Below are 21,027 nucleotides of genomic sequence, written 5' to 3' on the forward strand. Positions count from 1 at the left end.
TAGCTGCCGCCCGGGTTGAAAGGGCTCCCTTGGACCGGGCGGCAGCAATCGGCAGCCTTGTGGTGGAACGTTGCCAACAGACTGCGCAACGTTGTCGGGATTCGGGAATTGGGTCAGGCAACAGGGATCGGGTTCTCAACCAGCGCCAGGTTGAACTGGTGAATCAGTTCGTGTTCGTTCAGGCCCTGGTTGGCTCGCAGCGGGACGACACGATCCACCAGGACTTCCGTGGTTGCGGATTCGAGCTTGACCAAGGTTTCCTGGATAAAATCATCCAGCGGCATGGCGCGCTCATCACCGCTCTTGTGAATCAGATCGGTGTCCACCCAAGGGGGCGCAATTTCCAGTACCTTGACGCTGGTGTCACGCAGGCTGAACCGTTGCGACAGTGAGTAGGAGTGGATGGCGGCCTTGGTCGCCGAATACAACGCGGTGGCCGCTAGCGGCAGGTAGGCCAGAACCGAACTGTTATTGATGATGCAAGCATCCGGTTGGCGCTTGAGGTGCTCGACGAAGGCCGCGCTGACGCGCACCGGGCCGAGCAGGTTGGTCTGCAGCAGGCTCACTGCTTGTTCGTCGTCGAGGTCCCCGGAAGCCGGATTGTCGAACGGCATGACGCCGGCATTGTTGATGATCACGTTCAATGCAGGATGGCGGCGGATCACATCCTGGGCCACCTCCTTGATCTGCTGCGGATCATTGATGTCCAGGCGCACTGTATCGATCCCCGGGTTGGCCTGGGCGATTTCATCCAACAGTGCCTGACGGCGCCCCGCAACGATCACTTTATTGCCACGTTGGTGGAATGCCTCGGCCAGGGCGCGGCCGATGCCTGAGGTACCGCCGGTAATGAAAATGGTGTTTGCGCTAAGTTTCATGATCCGTCTCCTTGCATTGTTCAGTTGGCGTTGTAGCGAGGGGCAAGCTGATTGCTGGACAACTGGCCGAACAGGGCTTGCCGGCTGGCCTCGTAGCGTTCGAAGGACTTCAGGTCATGCATCGAGGGGATAGAGATCAGTACCTCGTCGTCAAAGTCCTGCAGGGCACCGTCCACCAGGTCCTGGGCCGACATCACGATGCCCGGATCAAGGTTTTCGACCGGCAAGCCGCCGATCTGCCAGAAGTCGGTGGCGGTGGCTCCTGGCAGCACTGCCTGGATCCTTATGCCTTTGTCCGCAAGCTCCTTGTGCAGGGACTGGGTAAAGGCGGTGACATACGCCTTGCTGCCACCGTACACACCATTGAGCAGCTCCGGCGCCAGGCTGACAACGGACGAGATGTTGATCACGGCGCCTTGCGCACGGGCGACAAATCCGGGGATGGCCGCGTAGGTGAGGCGGGTGAGGGCGGTGACGTTGAGGGTGATCATTTCAGCCATGCGCTCGACATCACTTTCCAGCAGGCTGGTGTGGGTGCCTATGCCTGCGTTGTTCACCAGCAGGCTGATACTGGCGTCCTCGCGCAATTTCCGCTCTACCTTGGCCAGGTCATCTGTGTTTGCCAGGTCTGCCGGAAACACCTCCACGTTCTGCCGGGTTTCCGTAGTCAGCCGGCTGGCCAGCGTATTGAGGCGCTCCCGGTTGCGGGCCACCAGCACCAGGTCGTAACCCCGACGCGCCAAGCGTTCTGCGTAGATCGAGCCGATGCCGGTAGAGGCGCCAGTGATGAGGGCAGTGCCTTTGAATTGCTGCTTCATGGTCATGCTCCGTTGTTGGATGTGGAGCCCATGATGCAGAAGGTCGTCTTTGTCTTAAACGACACATATGGTACGTTTTCAGGACATCTAATGTGGAGCTCCAACCATGCACCGGGTCGGCTATCTCATCACCGAAGGTTTCCAGATCATGTCGCTGGCGACGCAGGCCGTGTTCGAGTTCGCGAACATTGTCGCGGGCGAAACGGTTTACAAGATCCAGAATTTTTCCATCGGCGGCGGCACGGTGCGTTCTTCCCTGGGCATGTACATGGACACGCTGCCGTTGGGCGCTCCTGGTCTGGCTGATACCTGGATGATCACGGGAACCCTGACGCCGCTGACTCCGCCAGGCGAGGAAGTGCTGGCCAGCGTCAGAGGCTTTGTCGATGGCGCTCGACGCACTGCCGGTCTGTGCACCGGCTGTTTCGTGTTGGCCCAGGCAGGCGTGCTGGACAACCGGCGGGCCACGACACATTGGGCCTATGCGAAAAAGTTGCGTGAACTGCACCCGAAGATCGAAGTGGAAGAAGACCGAATCTTCATTGTGGACGGGCAGATCTGGACGTCCGCCGGGATGACCGCCGCCCTGGACATGGCACTGGGTATGGTGGAAAAAGACCTGGGAACCGAGATGGCCAGGTCAGTGGCACGCAAGCTGGTGATGCATCAGCGGCGCTCCGGAGGGCAATCGCAGCATTCCGAGTTGCTGGCGCTTTCGCCGAAGTCTGATCGGATACAAAACGCCCTGGATTACGCACGCAAGCATTTGAGCCGTCCACTTAGTGTCGAAGAGCTCGCCGAGTCCGTGCATTTGAGCCCCCGACAATTTACCCGCGTATTCACTGCCGAGACAGGTCAGTCACCTGCCAAGGCTGTGGAAAGCCTGCGTCTTGAGGCTGCCCGCCTGATGATCGAGCAGAGTCGCCACAGCCTGGATGTGGTGGCGAAGGAAACCGGGTTCAGGGACCGGCGGCACATGCGGGAGGTGTTCATTCGTGGTTTTGGTGTCCCGCCTCAAGCCGTGCGAAGAGATGCCCGGCGGGTCGTATTGGTTGAATGACAACGCACGCAGCCCGGTGGATGTGCGCTTTCTGGCTCTGATCCACTACACAGGAAGCAGGTGTTCTCGTTCAAGCAACTCGATGTTTGATGGCTTGACCCGAACTTCGTGAAGCTCTGGGGCAGTGAACCAGCGGCACTCGACTATCTCGTGATCTGCAGCAGGCTTTGCTCCCGCTTCAACAGGCAGCTGATAGAGGTAGTGCTCCTCACCTGCGAGCACGTAATGGTTGAGGAATCGAGCACCATTGAAGGGTAGGCAAGTTTCCTCCATCAGCTCGCGCTGCGCTGTATCCAGGTGGTGCTCGCCTGGGTCAATCTTCCCGCCTGGCAACGCCCATTCAGCGCCTTGCTTGCGCACGAAAAGGATGCGCCCTGCTTGCAGGCAAATGACAGTCGAGTGTCGTTCTCTGGCGTTGTTCATCATGCCCCTCCCGGACCATGGAGGTGGCATCAGGGCAGCAATCACCCTGATGCCCGCTGCTGATTATCAGCGCTCTTTATCCCACTGCTGCTGATCATCTGCCTGGTTTTGCTGACCACCCATGCGGTCCTTGTCTTGCAGGTTCTGGTTCTGCTTGTCGGTTGAACCCTGGCCGCCCTGGCTGCCCGTATCACGGGAACGTTCCCAGTCCTTGTTCATCTTGTCCTCAGGTTTTTGGCCGGATTGGCTGCCACCTTGCTGCTGACCGGGCATCCGCCCCCCCGAACCTTGGCCGCCTTGCTGGCCAGCCCCGGCAGTATTGTTGCCCATGCCGGTGTCAGCATTGCCCTGGTTGCCACCTTTGTCTTGATTGTTTGCCATGATCGCTTACCTCGGGTCAGACACAGGAAGGTCTGTGTGTACTGTTATGACCGAGGCCCGTTCGCGCGGTATGCAAGGAATATTTGGCTAGCTGACTAAACGCATGAATTTCAGGGGTACGAGATTTTGGTGTGTGGACAGGAAGGTGCCTGAAGGGCAGCGCCATCTGCGAAACCCTGTTCGGGGCGATCGGTGATCGCCCCTTTTGCGGTTCAGGGGCGGTCCTTGAGGGTTTCGAAGGCTTTGACGCTTTTGATCAGGCTTTTGTTGCTGGCGGAGCCGGCACTGTTGAACAGGAAAGAGAAATCCGAGGCCAATGACGGGCTGCCGGCAATCGTCGCGTACTGATGGCACTGATTGCAGTCATCACCCTGCACGTAGGTCTCCATGGTGGTGTTGGCCACCGGCACGTTGCCCTGGCTGATGAACGGCCCGTACGACAGCGGCACTTGCGCGTTGGCGCCCGGTTCCGGGCTGGGCGGATTGGGGGCGAGGGTCCAGAGTACGTTGATCAGCTTGTAGTACTGGAACACCGACTTGCCTTGGCTGTGCTGCGCGAAGTTGGCTTGTACCGCGCTGTTGAGGGCCTGCAGGTCGCCGGGCACGGGGTGTTCGCGGGTGGTCTGTACCGGCTGGTCGCGTGGGAAGAGATCGGTGCAGTCCTTGTCGGGATGCGTTTGCTTGCACTGGATACGGGCTTGGTTCGGTGTGCACTCGGGGCCGTCGCCACAGTCAGGGTTGTTGAAGGCGAACCCGTTCGGCGGGGTTTGTTGCGGCGGGACCTGGGCCGGTTCGGGCACGTTGTCCACCTGCTCGAAGGTGGTCCAGATGAAGTTGGGCGAAGCCTGGGTCTTGTTGATGATATGCAGGCCCACCAGCCCCACCACCTCCTGGGTACACTCCAGCGTGTCGGGGCGTTTGAGCCAGGCGACGGTAGTCAGGTAGCGCCCGAACAGCTCGGGTTTGCCGGTCAGAACCCGCCAGGCGGCCTTGAGCTCGATCGCGCCCAGTTGCTCCTGTGGCACTGGGGAGGTTGGCAGTGAGCGCATCGGTTCGCCGATGGGCAGCGACAGGCCCTCCGGTGTCTGGCCGTCGAGGTTTTGCGCGACCTTCAACTGGTTGGCAGCGTCGTAGAGCCCCTTGTCGACGATGTAGTCGAACTCGGCCTTGCCCACCTTGCGTTCGAAAAACACCAGCTTGCCCGCCTGGTCCGTCAGCCAGCCGCCGGACGCCTCCATGACCGGGTCGGGAATGGACGCAAGTGTCCCGGTCGACAGGTGGAAACCGTGCAAGGCATTGATCGCGCCTTCGGAGGTGGCGTTCATGAACTTGCGTGCGCCCACCTTGAGCGCCTTGAGGCTACCCTGGGTGCTGCAGCCGGACGGCACCAGGGTTTGCACACCCCAGCCGGTAGGCGTGGGTGCGCCGGGCAGGAAGATGTCGTTGGCGTCCTTGTAGCTGTCCCATACCGGGGCCACGCTCATGGGCTGACCCGGTGCGGAGGGGACCCCGAACTGCGCCAGCGTGCTCTGCATGTCGGGTTCACCCGCAAGGCTGGCGGTGGCCGGCCAACCGGGGTTCACCGGCCAGTTCAAGGCAATGAACAATTGCCAGCCAAAGCAGTTCATGAACGCCTGGCTGGTGGCATTGAAGTTGTTGACCGGCAGGAATCCCCCGCTAGCCGGGTTGAACACCAATTGCTGCTGTACACAGGTATCGGCGTCCGACAGCGTGGCCGCCGTGGCAAGTTGCGGGGTCGACAGGCACAGTAGAATGCCGCACAGCAGCGACAGAAGACTCAAGCGTGACCTGGGCATCATTGCGCTCCTTGCAAGCTGTGAAGCCGCACCCGAAGGTGCGGCGGTAGAAGGGCGTAAGTGGCGTAAGTGGCGTGGCTCAGGCGCCAGGCACCAGCGCCAGGCCAGATTCCCAAGGGTGGTCTGTCGCGCTCACGTTCACATCTTCACCCGGGTTGAGGGCACGCACTGCCACCAGGCCGGGTGCTGCGGAGGGGCTGACCGTGATGGTCAGAATGTAGGCCTGGGTGCCGCCCGAGTTGGTCTGGCCAGGAATGGCCGATGCGTCGGGCAGGTACTGGGTGACCTGCGCCGTCACCCCGGGGTTGGAGAATTGCACCCTTGCATTCTGCGCCGTGGTAGTCGGGTCGGCACCTTGCACCACCAGCACGAACTGGTTGCTGCTACCCGGTGCAAGCCAGGCGGGCAGGTCGGTGGGGGATTGCCCGTAGAACAGGTCCAGCGGCAGCAGTTGCACTGGCCAGGGTTGCAGGCCGGCCACCCGGTCCTGCACGCATGGGAACGCTTGAGGCGTGGTGCTGAGCGGCTTGACGGTGACGCTCAGGCCGACCAGCAGTTGTTGGGCGATGACCCACACATAGTTGACCTTCTGGTTGTTGATGGTGATGTCATTGATCGAGAAACCAGCGCTTTCCGGCACCTCGAACACCGCCTGCAGGATCTGGTCGGAACCATTGGCGGCCGACTTCGCCGTACCGCGCGTGATGCGCCAGTACTGGCTCACGTCCTGGCCTTGCGGGCCCTTCCAGGCGCTGAAATCGGTGGGCTGCTGCAAGTACAGGCCAATGGGGTTGGTCAGCGACAGTCGGTTGTTCACCGCCGTGGTATTGGCCATGAAACCGATGTGCGGATCAGAGTTGCGATAGTTTTGCCCGTACTGCGCGCAGCAGATCAACGACTGGGCGTTCTGGCTGCTGCTCACCGGGCGCAGGATGGTGGCGGCGGCGGCCAGGTACACCTCGGCGCTGAGGGTATTGGGGCCGGAGGTCAGGTGCATCGCACCGCCGTACTGGCCGGGTACACAGGCCGTTCCGGCGTTCCATTTGTTGACGGTGTCATAGGCCGGCTTGCCGGTGGTGGGGTCGATGACCGGGTCGCCGGCTTTGCCGGTCGGGCAGTCGACGGCGTAGCGCAGGTACAGGTCTTCGAGTTGCACGTTCGGGTCGATGTAGTCGCGATACAGGCCCAGTACTGCGTTCGGGTCGATGCGCCACATGGTCAGGAAGTACGCGGGGTTTTCGCAGGTGAAGGTGATCTTGCGCATGTTGCCGTTGGCATCGCGTACGATCGACCACTCGCAGTACTCGTCGAGCCAGCCCCGTGGGCCGGAAGGCGAGAACGCCGTGTACTTGCCGTTCCAGTCGATGCTCGGGCAGCGCTTGGCCGGCAGTTGCAGCACGGTACCTTGCTTGTTGGGGTCGTAGAGCATGTAGAGGGTGTTGTCGAGGGTGATCTGGCCGTGGTCGGTCAATTCCATCACCTGGTCCAGGGTCATGGCCTTGCCACCCAGCTGGGGAATGACCGCCGCACCGTTGTTGTAGAAGAACGTCCAGAGCCGGTTGGGGAAGGGCGCCCAGGTGATCGCCGGGGCGGTCACGTCGCCGAAACCTTCCACCAGCGGGTTGTAGTAACCCGAGCGGGGGGCGTCGTTCAGGCCCGACCAGGGGTTGCCGATGATCGACGATTCGGTCCAGCCGGTGAGGTTGTTGTTCCAGTCGGTTTCAAACTGCGGCAACTGGTCTTCCAGGCCCAGCTTGTTGTAGTCCTTGGGGGCTTGGCCGGCGGGAGAGGTGAACTGCTTGAAGGGCGTGCTCATGTCGGTTCTCCTGATGTGCGTGAGGTGGAAGCAGAGCAGCAGCCGGCGACCGGGGGCGGGCCGGCGAGGGTCTGGCGCGGGTCGTCCCACACCAGTTGGGCGATGAAACCGGGCAGCGTCGTGTATTCGTCAGGCGTCAGCACGCGGCCGCTGTCGAGGTGGGTCACCACCAGCGACAACTGCACCGCGTCGCCGCGGGCAAGGCCCAGCGCAGCGGCGTTGCGGGCCGCATTCAGTGCGCGGGACACGCCGTGGGTGATGCATCGGCCCTTGTCGTCCACCAGCCCCATGCCGATACGGCTGAAGCGCCCCACGTAATGGGGGTTGTCGGCGCTGATGTGCTGCGTGGCAGCGTCGGGCTGGTCGAGAAAGACATCGATCAGATAGGTGTCATGGGTGCAGCGCACGTGATCGAACACCACCCACGGCCCGGGCCCTGCGGCGTTGCCCGCGGCAGGCCCGGCTGTTGCGCTGTGCTTGCAGCAGGCGCCGGTGGCCGCCTTGGGCGCGCCGAATTGTGGGGCCACCGGCACGCCGTAGTCGTAGCCGATGTGCCGGCTGTCCTGGGCCATGTCGCCGATGGTGGTGTAGCGCCAGGCGTCGGCGCTGGTGAATGTGAGCTGCGTGGCATCGTGACCGGAGAACGGCTGGAGCAGGCACTGCGTGGTGAATTGCGCCCCGGGGTTGGCCCTGATCCATACCTCGAGCATGCGATCGATGTTGGCGTGGTAGGAGCAGAACACCGGGTCGAAGGCGGTGTAGGCGTTGTCGGCCATGTCACCGCCGATCCAGCCGTGATAGTTGTCGTGGGGTTGCTCGTACAGGCCGTCGAAGTTGAGGGCACGGTTGGGGTACAGGCTGTCCTTCTGGGGCGGGTCGAACACCGGGATGTTGGCCCACGGATAACCGGGCACGCCCTGTGGTTGGCTGAAGGTGGTGAACTTCAGGGCATCCACCACCTGTTGCTGGAAAATCCGGCTCATGCCGAACAAACGGGTGCGCTCCGAACGCGAGTCGTCACCGTGGGTGTAGAACAACCGGTCGCGCTGCACATACCGGCAGTCCACCCCTTTGACCGCACCGCTGGCGCACACTTTCGAACAACCATCCTTGGCGGCCGCGTAGCGCAGGGGGTTGGGCCGGGTTTCGCCGGTGTGGGGGTGCACATAGGTTTCATCGAGAAAAGCCTGGGGCAGGCCGGCCTGGGGGCTGCCGTCGACGCTGGCGTCTTCGGCCATCCAGTCCCAATAGGGAATGGCACAGTCGATCAGTTGTTCCAGATACAACAGGTAGGCCCGGTGCCAGAGGGCAAACGCCTCCTGATAATGCAGGCACCAGTTGGTGTGGATGTAGGCGTAACGTTGCCAGGGCGAACCACTGTCGGGGTCGCCCACCTGCATTACATCGTCCAGGCGGGCGCGGTACAGGTTCAGTTCCTCAAGGGTCAGGGCGCGGATGTCCTTTCTCACCCGCCTGACCGATTGGGGCAGGTCGGGTGGTGGGATGCGCTCGGCCAGATCGAAGGGAGAATCGGCGTTCAGGCGCCAGCCCTGGTTGACCCACAACCTGAAGGTTTCCAGCGCATCGATCGGCCAGAACTGTTGCTGGTCGAGGGTCAGCGGCATGTTTCGCGAGGCCAGGTGCTGGTAGATGGTTTCTGACCAGGTTTTGACCGAGCCCGGGTCGTCCAGGTAGACGAAATAGGCGTTCATGCACCCGGTCCAGGAGGCTGCCACGGCCGCGCGCTGCGCAGCAGGAATCCAGTAGGGAGCGGTAAAAAGGCCGTGGATGTCCGCGGTCCATGTCGGTTTCGCGATGATCATAAGGTCCCTCTCATGCGCCCCGCAGGCCATATTCGGCCGGGCTGCTAAGCTCAGTTGATGGTAAAGAGCTGGCGCGCAGGGAATCGTGCAAATTGGCGCGTCCTTGCGGCGGATTCATTGCAGTTTTTCAGGGAAGACACGTGAAAAATGACAGACGCCATGGATCTGAAGATTCTGGGAAAGCTGCAAAAGGATTGCAGCCAGAATCTGGAGTTGCTCAGCGACAGCGTTGGGCTGTCTTCCACCAGTTGCTACCGGCGTATCAGGCGCCTGGAGAGCGCAGGCATCATCAAGGCCAAGGTCGCGATACTGGACGAGCGCAAGCTTGGCATTCAGGTGACTGCCTTCTTTCTGGTGAAGCTGGACCGCGACAGCAACGACATTGACCGCAAGATGCAGCACATCCTGGCCAGCCACCCGGAGATTCAGGACTGTTACCTGATGACGGGCGAGTTCGATTTCGTGATGGTTGCCAAGTTTCGCGATGCCACCGAGTACACCGACTATATCTACCGGTTTCTCGACACTTACCGGGATATTCCGATTCGCACTTATTCCTCGACGCTGGTGGTGCGTACGGTGAAGAAATCATATGAATTGCCGCTGGGAGGAGGGTTGCAGCAGGCTGTCGATGCCTGACAAAGCTAGCGCGGTACCCTGAACCGCTCGTGATACTCAGCATTTATTCAGAGGTAGATTGCTGCCGTTGCGTCGGAAGAGTACAGATGTGCTCCTTGATTGAGCAAAGGCTCAGTTTGAGTGGACGCTTGTCGCTGCCAGGCCTGCGGCGATATTCCCTCGGCCTTCACGAATGTGCGGCAAAAGTGGGACTGATCGCAGAAACCGCACTCCAGTGCGATCTCAGCGAGCATCATTCCCGAGCCCCCCAGTAGCTCCTTGCTTTTGCGCAACCGTTGTTCACGCATCCACTGTTGCGGGGGCACGTGCATGGTATCCCTGAACATTCGTGTGAAATGGCTACGCGACAACGAGCAGGCTTGGGCGACTTCCGTAACGGTTATGCCAGTGTCCAGGTTCTCCAGCATTAACCTCTTGGCAGTCGTGACCTGCCAGGGCTTGAGGAGCCCGGTCGTTTTCAGTGCGACAGTCGCCAGCACAGTGCAGTGATCACTGTTCATACAGATCCATCAATCAGTGAAATGGGCACGTTTAGAGTGGGCAGGGCAGGCCACTGCAGCCTCGGGCGGGCTACAGACGATAACGCTCGATTCGATGGCCTGGCTCAGCCAGCCGGCGTACCCATCAGCGGGTCAATGAACAGCCCCTGGATGCAGGGGCTGGCAATGGTCAGACAGCGGCAGCAACCGGGGCCAGGGTTGGGCCGTGCTGAACGCGCTCTGGTGCTTTGTGCACCATGGTGTAGGCATAGTCGACACCCATGCCGTAGGCGCCGGAGTGTTCTTTCACCAGTGCCATGACGGCATCGTAGGTGTCGCGGTTTTTCCAGTCGCGTTGCCACTCCAGCAGCACTTGTTGCCAGGTCACCGGAACCACGCCTGCCTGAATCATGCGCTGCATGGCGTAATCGTGGGCTTCCTTGGTGGTGCCACCGGAGGCGTCGGCAACCATGTAGATTTCATAGCCGGCATCGTTCATCGCCGACAGCGCGAAGGTGGTGTTGCACACCTCCGTCCACAGGCCGGAAACGATGATCTTGTTGCGCCCGTTTTTCTTCAGCGCGTCACGCACCTTCTGGTCATCCCAGGAGTTCATGGAGGTTCGCTCCAGCAGCGGAGCGTCGGGGAAGACGGCGAGCAGTTCGGGGTAGGTGTGCCCAGAGAAGCTTTCAGTCTCGACCGTCGTGATGGTGGTGGGCACATTGAAGATCCTGGCTGCCTTGGCCAGGCCCACGGTGTTGTTCTTCAGCGTCTGGCGGTCGATGCTCTGAACGCCGAAGGCCATCTGTGGCTGCTGATCGATGAAGATCAGCTGGCTGTTGAATGGGGTCAGTACTTCAGTTTTCGGATTGTTCATTTGTGTTCCCTGTCACCTGGATGATGGTCATCGCACAAGTCACGGCGCCTGTTTTCTGCAGGCTGTGCTGAGGCACTGGATGACGTCCTCAGTGATGCCCGTTGCTGGGGGCGTGCCGAGATAAGCCAAAAATTAGGACATTCGTTCTGTAAGTAACTGTTTTTAAGGGAACTGCTCATGTGCTGCGGAAGGACGGTCGAGAATAGAGGGTGGCCACTTGGGATTCTAACCAGCCCTGCTTACAAACCTTGGCTACGGTTTGCGTCGTAATAACGAGCCAGCCGCATTCTCCTCGAAAGCTCCAGCTTCCTCGATATAGCCGTGTACGGTGCCATCGTGCCGCCAGCCACCCTGTCGTTTGATCTCAAGGAAATCCGCCCCAGCCCGATGCGCACTGGTAGCCAGTCCCCGACGCAGACTGTGGCTGCTCAGTTCGGGCACATACAACAGCCCTGCGGCTTCGGCACGTGCCGTCAGGATGGTATTCACGCTGCCCTCGTGCAGTGCCACCTCGCCGAGTACGCCCCAGCGGCTGATGCGCCGGAACAGTGGCCCCTGAACGATCTGAGCCGCGTCCAACCACCGGCGTAGCGCTGTCGCGGGGCAGCAGATGCTGTCGCCGTATGGGATCGCCTTGTCGAGTCCCTCGCCCTCCTGATCGGTCTTGGAACGGGGCAGCGTGATCCGTAGACCTTCCTGCTCCCACTCGAGGTATTGCATCTCCAGCGTGACCAATTCGCTGCGCCGGAACGCACCAAAATACCCGACCTGGAGCAGTGCACTGTCCCGCAGTGTCGCCAGTCCGTCGAGCGTGTTCAGGTGCACCACGATGCGTTCGAGATCCTCTAGGACCAGGGCCTTGGCTTTTTGTCGAGGCCGCCCGTTCACCCGCTCAATACCGCGCAAGGTTTTGCCCACGGTGGCGCTGGCGGTAGGGTCAGGAAAACCCTGATAACGGTGCCATTGCGACAGCGCCGTGAGGCGCAGGGCCAGGGTGCGCGGGTTCAATACTTCCGCAAAAGACAATAGATAACGAATCAGCGCGGCTTCATCGCACGGCAGCACGCCGCCCCAGGCGAGAAAGTGGCGAATGGCCGAGCGGTAGGTGCGCCGGGTGTTGTCGGTTGTCGCGGCGGCGAGAAAACGCTGATGTTGCTCAGCCAATTGTTCGGGGGTGGTGAGCGTACCGGGGGTACGCGCAAGTACTGTCGGCTCTTCGTGCCGCCTGGTGGGGAGGTTTTCGTCATTATTGCCGGCTGTCATCACGAAGCGCCTGTTTAGGCCATGTGTACCGCAGATTATAGACACAACCCTCGATCGCGATGACTTAACTCACGATAACCGCGCTTATCGTGGGTCAACTGACGGTCTCAGTCGGCTGAACTATTCTGTACTTAAATCGAGGTATTACGTTTTCCATAATACGGTACGAAAAAATCCGAGGTGTTCATGGCCCGTTCCGGCGTCCTCTACCTGCATGTTGCCCAGGCGGCCACCCAACTGGTGGCTGCGGGCCACAACCCCACCATTGACAGCATCCGCGTCGCCCTGGGTGGGACGGGCAGCAAAAGCACGATTGCTCCGTTGTTAAAGCGTTGGAAAGCCGCGCATCCCGGCACGCTGGCCCAGGCCGAACTGGGATTGCCCGCGGAGCTGGTCCTGGCGCTGAAAGGACTGTACGAAAAAGTTCAGGCGGAGGCGGCCGTCCAACTCCAGCAGGCCGTAGCGGCTCACCAGGCAGAGGCCGACGCGTTGCAGGAACAGTTGCAGCAGGCATTCGTCGAGCGCGACGCGCAACTCAGCGTTCAGGAGCAGCAGGCCCAGGCACTTGCCGTAGCCACTACGCGCAGCCAGGGGCTGGCTGACACCCTGCAGCGTCAGGAGATCGCCCTGGCCAGCCTGGGCAGTGAAAAGACCGGGCTCGAACAACGTCTGGCTGACCGCGCCGCCGAGGCGGCCGCACTGACCCGGCAACTGCAACAAGCGCGGGAGCAGTTTGAGCACTACCAGGCATCGGTCGCGCAACAACGCAGCGACGAGCGCCAGGCCACTGAGCAACGCCAGCAGCGCCTGGAACACGAATTGGCAGCGCTCCGGCAGCGTCTGCTCGCGCAGCAAACCCGCCTGGGCGAACTGCAGGCGCAGGAACAACGCCTGGTGCAGGACCATGATCGTCTAGAGAGCACCCTGCTCACGACGCAAGCGACGCTCGCGCAGAGTCAGATTGCGCATGAACACGTCTTACTTCAATTCACCGACTTGCAACAGTCGCATCAGGCACTGGAGCAGCGCCATGGCCAAGGTGAGCAGCGTTTGGCTGAGACGCGGACTTACCTGGCCGTCAATGAACGGGAGCGAAGCCTGCTGGCGGAACGCTTAAGCCAAACTGAAAGCCAATTGAGCCAGTTGGCCACAGAAAAGCAGCTTCTCGTGCAAGACAACGCGGTGCTGTCAAGCCAGCTCGCAGAGTCCAGAGCGATGAAGCCGAAGACTTGTTGACCGAAAAAGGCGCCTACCTCAGGCGCCTGAAACCATCCTCCAAACCAAAGGAGCCAAACAGGAGGACAGTGGAGCAATCAACTCTTCAATACACAGCCTGGCTGGAAACCAAGGTCGTAGATGAGGAGAGTCGCCATGCGTAACGCCATTACCTACACCGTCCTTGCTACCTTCATAGCCCTTGGAACTGTTGCCACGGGATTTGCCGAACAGGCCAAAGCCCCCGCCCAAAGCAGTGCCGAGACAAATAAGGGTGAGGACATGCACATGATGGACGGCAACCATATGCCGATGATGGACATGCAGGAAATGTCCAAGATGATGAAAAACTGCAATACAATGATGGAGAACATGAACCAACACATTGGAATGGAGTCCCCGAAGGGCGATAGCAAGGCACAATAGCGATCTGGTTCACGTCGGCCGTCTCCGTCCCTCGCCGGTGTGCGCCCCGACACGGAGGCCGACCTTGCCGCTCCAGATATCGTTCTCAAAACTGCCGAGGAGCTGCTTCCCCTCATCGACGGCCTTGTAGTAATTCAAACCACCGACCAAGGCGACATCATCTGCAAGCGGGTAGCTCCAGGTAGTGCCGGTATAGTATTGGTTTCAGGCATCCTTGAGACAACTGGTGTAAAGGCTGAAGCCAAGGTTGTCGTTGGGTGTGTAATCACCGCCGACTATCCACGGAGAGCCGACTTCGCCTGCGTAGAAGGTTGCAAAATCATCCCGCATGCTGCTGGAGCTGGGTTGGCTCATCGCGTGCAGGCGTCCGCCCTGTAGCACCAAGCCCTCGACACTGGTGTTGTATGCGGTGACGCCGCGGAAGCTTTCCGGAAGCAGTCGCGAATCGCCGTACTGCACGACAGGCGTGACAGGGAAGACATCGCCTACTTTGATTTCAGTGTCCAGGAAACGGGTCTTTACGGCGCCGCCGAGCTTGGAGTAATTGTCCTCGGCCTGGCCGAGCCCGACTCGAATCGGCCTATGACTCCGTGGGCCCATTCTTCCGAGTAGCCATTTCCTGTACTGCTGGACTGGCCTTTGCGAAAATCACGGTTGAAGTAGAAATTTCGATTGAGGATGCTCAGGCTGCTGCCTTCGATGAATCCCTCGCCTTTTTCCTCGGCGGCCATTGCAGCCTGCGCAGCGCTGATGCTCAAGACGATCTGAGAAAGTCCCAACAGGGCCTTGTTGGGGTCGTCTCAGAAAACGGAAAATAAAGCACGCTAAGCCGGTTGCAGAGGCCGTAGCGGCCTGAACTTCCCCGCGCCGATCTTGGCGCTGCTGCGCCATAGGTAATCACCGGTCAGGTTGATGTGCTCCCAGCCGAGTGGCGACAGGTACTGCAATAGCGAGTCATCGACGGCATGACCATTGCCGCGCAACGCATGCGCCGCACGCTCCAGGTAGACCGTGTTCCACAGCACGATGGCCGCCGTCACCAGGTTGAGGCCGCTGGCCCGGTAGCGCTGCTGCTCGAAACTGCGGTCACGGATTTCACCAAGGCGGTTGAAGAACACGGCACGGGCCAGCGCATTGCGCGCCTCGCCCTTGTTCAGCCCGGCATGCACGCGGCGGCGTAGCTCGACGCTTTGCAGCCAGTCGAGGATGAACAGCGTGCGCTCGATGCGGCCCAACTCGCGCAGCGCGACGGCCAAGCCGTTCTGGCGCGGGTAGCTGCCGAGTTTCCTGAGCATCAGCGAGGCCGTCACCGTGCCCTGCTTGATCGAGGTGGCCAGCCGCAGGATTTCGTCCCAATGGGCGCGGACGTGCTTGATGTTGAGCGTGCCGCCGATCATCGGCTTGAGCGCGTCGTAGGCGGCATCGCCCTTCGGGATGTAGAGCTTGGTGTCGCCCAGGTCGCGGATGCGCGGCGCGAAGCGGAAGCCCAAGAGGTGCATCAGGGCGAAGACGTGATCGGTGAAGCCCGCCGTGTCGGTGTAGTGCTCCTCGATCCGCAGGTCGGATTCGTGGTACAGCAGGCCGTCGAGCACGTAGGTTGAGTCGCGCAGGCCGACATTGACCACCTTGGTGTGGAATGGCGCGTATTGGTCGGAGATGTGGGTGTAGAAAGTCCGTCCTGGGCTGCTGCCATATTTTGGGTTGATGTGCCCCGTGCTCTTTGCCTTGCTAGCGGTTCGGAAATTCTGTCCGTCCGATGATGATGTGGTGCCATCGCCCCAGTGCCCGGCAAAGGGATGCCGAAACTGAGCGTTGACCAGTTCAGCCAACGCTGTCGAGTACGTTTCGTCGCGGGTATGCCAGGCTTGCAGCCAAGCGAGCTTCGCGTAGGTCGTGCCGGGGCAGGACTCGGCCATCTTGGTCAGGCCCAGGTTGATCGCGTCGGCCAGGATCGTGGTCAACAACAGGTTCTTGTCCTTGGCCAGATCGCCCGATTTCAAGTGCGTGAAGTGCCGGGTGAAGCCCGTCCACTCATCGACTTCGAGCAGCAGTTCGGTGATCTTGACGTGCGGCAGGACCATGGCTGTCTGGTCTATCAGCGCCTGCGCGGTGTCGGGCACCGCCGCATCCAGCGGCGTGATCTTCAAGCCCGACTCGGTGATGATGGCATCCGGCAGGTCGTTGGCTGCCGCCATGCGGTTGACGGTGGCAAGTTGTGCTTCCAGCAGCGTCAGCCGCTCATGCAGATATTGTTCGCAGTCGGTGGCCACGGCCAGCGGCAATTCGCTGGACTGCTTGAGGCTGGTGAACTTCTCGGGCGGTACCAGGTAGTCCTCGAAGTCCTTGAACTGGCGTGAACCCTGCACCCAGATGTCGCCCGAGCGCAGGGAGTTCTTCAACTCGGACAGCGCGCACAGTTCGTAGTAGCGCCGGTCGATGCCGGCGTCGGTCATCACCAGTTTCTGCCAGCGCGGCTTGATGAAGCCGGTCGGTGCATCGGCTGGCAGCTTGCGGGCGTTGTCGGTGTTCATGCCGCGCAGCACCTCAATGGCATCAAGCACGTTTTTGGCGGCGGGCGCGGCCCGCAGCTTGAGCACGGCAAAGAATTCCGGTGCATAGCGGCGCAGGGTGGCGTAGCTCTCGCCGATGCGATGCAGGAAATCGAAGTCATCGGGTTGCGCGAGCTTCTGCGCCTCGGTGACGCTCTCGGCAAAGGAATCCCAGGACATGACGGCCTCGATGGCGGCAAACGCATCGCGGCCTGATTGCTTGGCGTCGATCAGCGCCTGACCGATGCGCCCGTACAGACGTACCTTGGCGTTGATGGCCTTGCCTGACGCCTGGAACTGCTGCTGATGCTTATTCTTGGCAGCGTTAAACAGCTTACCCAGGATGCGGTCGTGCAGGTCGATGATTTCGTCGGTGACGGTGGCCATGCCCTCGGTGGCCAGCGCCACGAGAGTGGCGTAGCGCCGTTGCGGCTCGAATTTGGCCAGGTCGGCGGGTGTCATCTGGCCGCCCTCGCGGGCAATCTTGAGCAGGCGGTTCTGGTGAACCAGCCGCTCGATGCCGGTAGGCAGATCGAGTGCCTGCCATGCCTTGAGGCGTTCGATGTGTTCCAGCATATGCCGCGAATTTGGCTTGGCCGGAGACTGGCGCAACCAAGCCAACCAGGTCGTCTTGCCGTTGTCCCGGCGCTTGAGCAGATCGTCGAGGCGGCGGCGATGCGCGTCCGCCAGTGGTTCGGCCAAGGCGTCGTAGATGCGCCGGTTAGCACGGGTGATCGCCTCGGCACTCGCCCGCTCGACGGCGTTGAGGGCGGGCAGAATGACCGACTGCCGCCGCAGGTGCCCGATCAAGGCGCTGGCCAGCACGATGCCTTTGTCGGTTTGCATCGCCAGCTCGGTCAGCATCTGGACGGCCTGCCGGTAATGGCTCATGGTGAAGGGCCGGAAACCGAACACGGTTTGCAGCTCGCTCAGGTGCTCGCGCCGGGTCTGCTCCCGCTGGCCGTACTCGTTCCAGCTTTCGACGCCGACCTTGAGCTGGTCGGCGACCAGCTTCAACAAGGGCGGGAACGGTAGTTCATCGACGCCCAGGATGACGCCGGGAAAGCGCAGGTAACAGAGCTGCACCGCGAAGCCCAGCCGATTGGCTGGCCCGCGCCGCTGTCGGATGATCGAGAGGTCGGTATCGTTGAATGTGTAATGTCGGATCAGGTCGTCCTTGGAGTCCGGCAACGCCAGCAGGCTTTCCCGCTCGGCGGCGGACAGGATGGAACGACGTGGCATATTTACTGATCCGTTCTCAAGTATTGATACAGGGTTTCGCGACTGATTCCGAATTCACGAGCAAGCTTGGTCTTTTGCTCGCCAGCCTCGACACGTTGGCGCAGTTCGGCAATACGCTCAGACGACAGGGATTTCTTCCTGCCACGGTAAGCCCCGCGTTGCTTGGCGAGCGCAATACCCTCGCGCTGACGCTCGCGGATCAGGGCGCGCTCGAACTCGGCGAACGCGCCCATCACCGAGAGCATCAGGTTCGCCATCGGAGAGTCTTCGCCAGTAAAACTGAGGTGTTCCTTGACGAATTCGAGCAGCCTGGCCGAACACAAGCTCAAGGACGTGCGCGAGAAGATGGCCGACTTGGCGCGCATGGAAACCGTGCTGTCTGAACTCGTGTGCGCCTGCCATGCACGAAAGGGGAATGTTTCCTGCCCGTTGATCGCGTCACTACAGGGCGAAGCAGGCCTGGCAAGGTCAGCTATGCCTTAGCGTGCTTTATTTTCCGTTTTCTGAGGTGCCCCCTACCAGCAACGCACCGCCGAAGACCGGCAGCAGGAGCGCGAGCAATTCCAGATGGTTAACCGGGGCCTGAAAGACCAGATTCAAGACCTGCAAAACCGGCTCATCCAAGCCGAGTCAAGAGCGTCCGAGCTGATAGACACTAATGCGCAATTACAACGACAAACGCATGAGCTCGAACAGGCCAATGCGATGCACAAAAGCACCTTGGATAGGCAAGTGGCCGATATCCAGAACTTGGAGCATCAACTTAACGACGCCTCGGCAAAAAACCGGGAGCGGAAGCATGAAAGCAAACAATTGGCGGATAATATTGCCGCACTCGCAAGCCAGAAAGCAGATGCCGATAAGCAGGTGGCCGTACTATCCCAAGCATTAGAGGTCACCAAAACGGATCTGAAAGCCTCTCAGAATAGAGCGGAAGTTCTGTCCGATGAGAACAAGTTGATTCTTCAGGAAAAAGCGGTGATTCAGGGGCAGTTTAAGCAGCTTCAGGAGTCACTGTCGCGATAAAGGCTTTAGTCAAACATTCATCGAAAAAGCTATATTAATCAATATATTATATACGAAGTGGCTAATTCCAACGCTTTTACCGGCCGGACCTCAAGTAGCTGCACCGGCCGCCATTTCATTCAAAGAGGCCTCGACGACAGTCAAAACTGTTCGACGCACGTCGATCTTCCATCGCACGCGCTCGACGCATCGGTCCAGGCTTTCGCTATCGTCTGCGTCCAATGCTTTGCAAAGTCGCGCCAGTTCGTCGAGCCCAATTCCGGACTCGAAGGCTGCGCGGAGAAACCGCAGCCTTCCGAGTGTTTTGTCATCGAAAATGTTATAGCCACTTTCGGTTCGCCGAGCAGGGTGCAACAAGCCGCGTATCATGTAGTCGCGCACGACATGCACGCTGACGCAAGCATCATCAGCCAGCTTCGATATCGAGTACGCATTCATACTGGGCTTTCCTCGCAGTCCTCTAGCAGCTTAAGCGCGACATCATGACCAAGGTCGAACGCACTCTCGACAGGCACGACCTCAATCCCTTGGTGGGTCGAAGCCCACGAATTTGCAATAGACGGAGACGCAAAGAAATGCACATGACAGCAAAACGAACAACGAATGTCGGGCGAAGTATCCGGAGTTCGCAGTGAAACCATTGCTTCTGCCGGTTCGACATGAAGCACTGCTTCTGGTGCAACGGTGAGAGTGATCGGCCTACCGGTGGCGGCGCAGCGGGAAGTGACACGGGCAATCTTGCCGGTCAAGGCGGGAAACATCAAGGTGTCCAGCGCACACCATGTGTACAAATGACGGCCATCCACCTCAAAAACGTGAGAGGTTTCACGTAGTGTCAGCCCCAGTCCAATGATATTGGCCTCGTCGTCATATTCCGTACCAGGTGCCTGCTCAAGTACCGTTGCAACTCTCGCTCCAGACCATCCGAGTGCGCCGGCGAGCTTTTCGCGTGATACAGGTCCCCCCATCGCTAGCTGTCGGAGCAGCGCGACAAAGAGCGTTGCGAACTCTTTAGGATGATTGCCAGATGAAAGGCTTTCGGCAATCTTTTTGGAATAAATAGTCTTGTCCATTTTCCACCTGTTATATCGGGCAGCGATCAACCGAGATAAACCTTACTCGGCGGTTACGTCCTGCGCTTAAAAAAGACGAATTACTTTGTGCCTTGCCGGCGTTGCCATTCCTCGGCCAGCAGCTGGGCTTGCTGTAACTGTTCGGGCTTCATTTGAGCTGCATAGTCTGCAACGACTTTTGCTGCTGTCGGTTCTCCCGACGCTGCGGCCAGACTCATCCACTGGTATGCCTGCACCTGGTCGGGCGCGATGTCGGTAAGACCCTTTGCAAACAGCTGGGCCAGCCTGACTTGAGCCTGCGTGTGTCCCTGCTCGGTCGAGCCCAATTCCGGACTCGAAGGCTGCGCGGAGAAACCGCAGCCTTCCGAGTGTTTTGTCATCGAAAATGTTATAGCCACTTTCGGTTCGCCGAGCAGGGTGCAACAAGCCGCGTATCATGTAGTCGCGCACGACATGCACGCTGACGCAAGCATCATCAGCCAGCTTCGATATCGAGTACGCATTCATACTGGGCTTTCCTCGCAGTCCTCTAGCAGCTTAAGCGCGACATCATGACCAAGGTCGAACGCACTCTCGACAGGCACGACCTCAATCCCTTGGTGGGTCGAAGCCCACGAATTTGCAATAGACGGAGACGCAAAGAAATGCACATGACAGCAAAACGAACAACGAATGTCGGGCGAAGTATCCGGAGTTCGCAGTGAAACCATTGCTTCTGCCGGTTCGACATGAAGCACTGCTTCTGGTGCAACGGTGAGAGTGATCGGCCTACCGGTGGCGGCGCAGCGGGAAGTGACACGGGCAATCTTGCCGGTCAAGGCGGGAAACATCAAGGTGTCCAGCGCACACCATGTGTACAAATGACGGCCATCCACCTCAAAAACGTGAGAGGTTTCACGTAGTGTCAGCCCCAGTCCAATGATATTGGCCTCGTCGTCATATTCCGTACCAGGTGCCTGCTCAAGTACCGTTGCAACTCTCGCTCCAGACCATCCGAGTGCGCCGGCGAGCTTTTCGCGTGATACAGGTCCCCCCATCGCTAGCTGTCGGAGCAGCGCGACAAAGAGCGTTGCGAACTCTTTAGGATGATTGCCAGATGAAAGGCTTTCGGCAATCTTTTTGGAATAAATAGTCTTGTCCATTTTCCACCTGTTATATCGGGCAGCGATCAACCGAGATAAACCTTACTCGGCGGTTACGTCCTGCGCTTAAAAAAGACGAA

Annotated in this window: 20 protein-coding genes and 4 pseudogenes; 6 read left to right on the forward strand and 18 right to left on the reverse strand. The window is 59.9% G+C overall.

The features are described from left to right. Positions 1-113 precede the first annotated feature (113 nt). A complete protein-coding gene (locus KDB76_RS14145) occupies positions 114-878 on the reverse strand; it encodes an SDR family NAD(P)-dependent oxidoreductase (protein ID WP_015270282.1) in 765 nt (254 codons plus the stop codon). 20 nt (positions 879-898) lie between these two features. After that, the gene (locus KDB76_RS14150; protein WP_015270283.1) at positions 899-1,696 is read right to left on the reverse strand and encodes an SDR family oxidoreductase; all 798 of its coding nucleotides are present in this window, start codon (positions 1,694-1,696) and stop codon (positions 899-901) included. 106 nt (positions 1,697-1,802) lie between these two features. Here KDB76_RS14150 and KDB76_RS14155 point away from each other — a divergent pair, with 106 nt between their 5' ends. Then, the gene (locus KDB76_RS14155) at positions 1,803-2,756 is read left to right on the forward strand and encodes a GlxA family transcriptional regulator (RefSeq protein WP_023663297.1); all 954 of its coding nucleotides are present in this window, start codon (positions 1,803-1,805) and stop codon (positions 2,754-2,756) included. A 45-nt stretch (positions 2,757-2,801) separates the two neighbouring features. On the opposite strand, the gene KDB76_RS14160 is transcribed toward KDB76_RS14155, so the two are convergent. The 5 genes from KDB76_RS14160 to KDB76_RS14180 all read right to left on the reverse strand — a co-directional run bounded on the left by KDB76_RS14160 (position 2,802) and on the right by KDB76_RS14180 (position 9,016). Further along, complete coding sequence (locus KDB76_RS14160; protein WP_024087115.1) at positions 2,802-3,179, reverse strand: NUDIX domain-containing protein; 378 nt, start codon at positions 3,177-3,179, stop codon at positions 2,802-2,804. Positions 3,180-3,245: 66 nt separating this feature from the next. Beyond that, positions 3,246-3,560 (reverse strand): hypothetical protein, encoded by a 315-nt coding sequence (locus tag KDB76_RS14165; RefSeq protein WP_023663299.1) that lies wholly within the window; start codon positions 3,558-3,560, stop codon positions 3,246-3,248. Between the two features lie 212 nt (positions 3,561-3,772). Then, a complete protein-coding gene (locus KDB76_RS14170) occupies positions 3,773-5,377 on the reverse strand; it encodes a hypothetical protein (protein ID WP_038409633.1) in 1,605 nt (534 codons plus the stop codon). A 79-nt stretch (positions 5,378-5,456) separates the two neighbouring features. Further along, complete coding sequence (locus KDB76_RS14175; RefSeq protein ID WP_023663301.1) at positions 5,457-7,193, reverse strand: hypothetical protein; 1,737 nt, start codon at positions 7,191-7,193, stop codon at positions 5,457-5,459. After that, on the reverse strand, positions 7,190-9,016 hold the full coding sequence (locus tag KDB76_RS14180; RefSeq protein WP_169774827.1) for a tyrosinase family protein: 1,827 nt from the start codon (positions 9,014-9,016) through the stop codon (positions 7,190-7,192). The genes KDB76_RS14175 and KDB76_RS14180 overlap by 4 nt, the downstream gene beginning before the upstream one ends. A gap of 159 nt (positions 9,017-9,175) precedes the next feature. Here KDB76_RS14180 and KDB76_RS14185 point away from each other — a divergent pair, with 159 nt between their 5' ends. Next, positions 9,176-9,655 (forward strand): Lrp/AsnC family transcriptional regulator, encoded by a 480-nt coding sequence (locus KDB76_RS14185; RefSeq protein ID WP_003258733.1) that lies wholly within the window; start codon positions 9,176-9,178, stop codon positions 9,653-9,655. Between the two features lie 47 nt (positions 9,656-9,702). Here the strand turns inward: KDB76_RS14185 and KDB76_RS14190 are convergent, their stop codons facing one another. The 3 genes from KDB76_RS14190 to KDB76_RS14200 all read right to left on the reverse strand — a co-directional run bounded on the left by KDB76_RS14190 (position 9,703) and on the right by KDB76_RS14200 (position 12,274). Beyond that, positions 9,703-10,155: an AraC family transcriptional regulator gene (locus KDB76_RS14190; protein WP_013972600.1), complete on the reverse strand. Its 453-nt coding sequence runs from the start codon at positions 10,153-10,155 to the stop codon at positions 9,703-9,705. Between the two features lie 169 nt (positions 10,156-10,324). Further along, a complete protein-coding gene (locus KDB76_RS14195; RefSeq protein ID WP_013972601.1) occupies positions 10,325-11,011 on the reverse strand; it encodes a hydrolase in 687 nt (228 codons plus the stop codon). Positions 11,012-11,263: 252 nt separating this feature from the next. Next, positions 11,264-12,274 (reverse strand): tyrosine-type recombinase/integrase, encoded by a 1,011-nt coding sequence (locus KDB76_RS14200; protein WP_077747747.1) that lies wholly within the window; start codon positions 12,272-12,274, stop codon positions 11,264-11,266. Positions 12,275-12,460: 186 nt separating this feature from the next. Between KDB76_RS14200 and KDB76_RS14205 the strand changes: the two genes are divergently transcribed. Further along, a complete protein-coding gene (locus KDB76_RS14205) occupies positions 12,461-13,510 on the forward strand; it encodes a DNA-binding protein (RefSeq protein WP_011154388.1) in 1,050 nt (349 codons plus the stop codon). Positions 13,511-13,645: 135 nt separating this feature from the next. Next, positions 13,646-13,915 (forward strand): hypothetical protein, encoded by a 270-nt coding sequence (locus tag KDB76_RS14210; protein WP_033979952.1) that lies wholly within the window; start codon positions 13,646-13,648, stop codon positions 13,913-13,915. Between the two features lie 36 nt (positions 13,916-13,951). Here KDB76_RS14210 and KDB76_RS14215 read toward each other — a convergent pair. The 3 genes and pseudogenes from KDB76_RS14215 to KDB76_RS14225 form a co-directional block, all read right to left on the reverse strand. Continuing rightward, a pseudogene (locus KDB76_RS14215) lies at positions 13,952-14,646 on the reverse strand (OprD family outer membrane porin); the annotation flags it as partial. 93 nt (positions 14,647-14,739) lie between these two features. Next, positions 14,740-17,706 carry a Tn3-like element TnAs3 family transposase gene (locus KDB76_RS14220; protein WP_083376691.1) on the reverse strand — a complete coding sequence of 989 codons (2,967 nt, stop codon included), beginning with the start codon at positions 17,704-17,706 and terminating at the stop codon, positions 14,740-14,742. Between the two features lie 2 nt (positions 17,707-17,708). After that, positions 17,709-18,011: pseudogene (locus tag KDB76_RS14225) on the reverse strand (recombinase family protein); the annotation flags it as partial. A 1-nt stretch (position 18,012) separates the two neighbouring features. On the opposite strand from KDB76_RS14225, the pseudogene KDB76_RS14230 reads away from it, so the two are divergent. Together KDB76_RS14230 and KDB76_RS29810 are read left to right on the forward strand one after the other, a co-directional pair. After that, positions 18,013-18,189: pseudogene (locus KDB76_RS14230) on the forward strand (MerR family transcriptional regulator); the annotation flags it as partial. A gap of 84 nt (positions 18,190-18,273) precedes the next feature. Beyond that, entirely contained in the window at positions 18,274-18,732 is a 459-nt protein-coding gene (locus KDB76_RS29810) for a hypothetical protein (RefSeq protein WP_011405611.1), read from the forward strand. Between the two features lie 90 nt (positions 18,733-18,822). Here KDB76_RS29810 and merD (KDB76_RS14240) read toward each other — a convergent pair whose 3' ends face one another. The 5 genes and pseudogenes from merD (KDB76_RS14240) to merB (KDB76_RS14260) form a co-directional block, all read right to left on the reverse strand. Beyond that, positions 18,823-19,170 carry a mercuric resistance transcriptional repressor MerD gene (gene merD / locus KDB76_RS14240; protein ID WP_021443905.1) on the reverse strand — a complete coding sequence of 116 codons (348 nt, stop codon included), beginning with the start codon at positions 19,168-19,170 and terminating at the stop codon, positions 18,823-18,825. Then, the gene (gene merB, locus KDB76_RS14245; RefSeq protein WP_011405610.1) at positions 19,167-19,805 is read right to left on the reverse strand and encodes an organomercurial lyase MerB; all 639 of its coding nucleotides are present in this window, start codon (positions 19,803-19,805) and stop codon (positions 19,167-19,169) included. The genes merD (KDB76_RS14240) and merB (KDB76_RS14245) overlap by 4 nt, the downstream gene beginning before the upstream one ends. A gap of 80 nt (positions 19,806-19,885) precedes the next feature. Then, the gene (locus KDB76_RS14250) at positions 19,886-20,185 is read right to left on the reverse strand and encodes a hypothetical protein (RefSeq protein WP_235924378.1); all 300 of its coding nucleotides are present in this window, start codon (positions 20,183-20,185) and stop codon (positions 19,886-19,888) included. Beyond that, a pseudogene (merD, locus tag KDB76_RS14255) lies at positions 20,121-20,312 on the reverse strand (mercuric resistance transcriptional repressor MerD); the annotation flags it as partial. The pseudogene merD (KDB76_RS14255) and the gene KDB76_RS14250, both read right to left, overlap by 65 nt. Further along, positions 20,309-20,947 carry an organomercurial lyase MerB gene (merB, locus tag KDB76_RS14260; protein WP_011405610.1) on the reverse strand — a complete coding sequence of 213 codons (639 nt, stop codon included), beginning with the start codon at positions 20,945-20,947 and terminating at the stop codon, positions 20,309-20,311. The pseudogene merD (KDB76_RS14255) and the gene merB (KDB76_RS14260), both read right to left, overlap by 4 nt. Between the last annotated feature and the right edge of the window lie 80 nt (positions 20,948-21,027).

The sequence above is a fragment of the Pseudomonas sp. JS425 genome (assembly GCF_018223845.1).
GTDB lineage: Bacteria > Pseudomonadota > Gammaproteobacteria > Pseudomonadales > Pseudomonadaceae > Aquipseudomonas > Aquipseudomonas asiatica.

Coding starts and splice junctions, on each gene's coding strand:
- KDB76_RS14150 (WP_015270283.1), bottom strand. CDS start 1,696: ATGAAGCAGCAATTCAAAGGCACTGCCCTCATCACTGGCGCCTCTACC.
- KDB76_RS29810 (WP_011405611.1), top strand. CDS start 18,274: ATGGTTAACCGGGGCCTGAAAGACCAGATTCAAGACCTGCAAAACCGG.
- KDB76_RS14180 (WP_169774827.1), bottom strand. CDS start 9,016: ATGATCATCGCGAAACCGACATGGACCGCGGACATCCACGGCCTTTTT.
- KDB76_RS14145 (WP_015270282.1), bottom strand. CDS start 878: ATGAAACTTAGCGCAAACACCATTTTCATTACCGGCGGTACCTCAGGC.
- KDB76_RS14185 (WP_003258733.1), top strand. CDS start 9,176: ATGGATCTGAAGATTCTGGGAAAGCTGCAAAAGGATTGCAGCCAGAAT.
- merB (WP_011405610.1), bottom strand. CDS start 20,947: ATGGACAAGACTATTTATTCCAAAAAGATTGCCGAAAGCCTTTCATCT.
- KDB76_RS14155 (WP_023663297.1), top strand. CDS start 1,803: ATGCACCGGGTCGGCTATCTCATCACCGAAGGTTTCCAGATCATGTCG.
- KDB76_RS14165 (WP_023663299.1), bottom strand. CDS start 3,560: ATGGCAAACAATCAAGACAAAGGTGGCAACCAGGGCAATGCTGACACC.
- KDB76_RS14160 (WP_024087115.1), bottom strand. CDS start 3,179: ATGAACAACGCCAGAGAACGACACTCGACTGTCATTTGCCTGCAAGCA.
- KDB76_RS14220 (WP_083376691.1), bottom strand. CDS start 17,706: ATGCCACGTCGTTCCATCCTGTCCGCCGCCGAGCGGGAAAGCCTGCTG.
- KDB76_RS14170 (WP_038409633.1), bottom strand. CDS start 5,377: ATGCCCAGGTCACGCTTGAGTCTTCTGTCGCTGCTGTGCGGCATTCTA.
- merD (WP_021443905.1), bottom strand. CDS start 19,170: ATGAATGCGTACTCGATATCGAAGCTGGCTGATGATGCTTGCGTCAGC.
- KDB76_RS14210 (WP_033979952.1), top strand. CDS start 13,646: ATGCGTAACGCCATTACCTACACCGTCCTTGCTACCTTCATAGCCCTT.
- KDB76_RS14195 (WP_013972601.1), bottom strand. CDS start 11,011: ATGAACAATCCGAAAACTGAAGTACTGACCCCATTCAACAGCCAGCTG.
- merB (WP_011405610.1), bottom strand. CDS start 19,805: ATGGACAAGACTATTTATTCCAAAAAGATTGCCGAAAGCCTTTCATCT.
- KDB76_RS14250 (WP_235924378.1), bottom strand. CDS start 20,185: ATGACAAAACACTCGGAAGGCTGCGGTTTCTCCGCGCAGCCTTCGAGT.
- KDB76_RS14205 (WP_011154388.1), top strand. CDS start 12,461: ATGGCCCGTTCCGGCGTCCTCTACCTGCATGTTGCCCAGGCGGCCACC.
- KDB76_RS14175 (WP_023663301.1), bottom strand. CDS start 7,193: ATGAGCACGCCCTTCAAGCAGTTCACCTCTCCCGCCGGCCAAGCCCCC.
- KDB76_RS14190 (WP_013972600.1), bottom strand. CDS start 10,155: ATGAACAGTGATCACTGCACTGTGCTGGCGACTGTCGCACTGAAAACG.
- KDB76_RS14200 (WP_077747747.1), bottom strand. CDS start 12,274: ATGACAGCCGGCAATAATGACGAAAACCTCCCCACCAGGCGGCACGAA.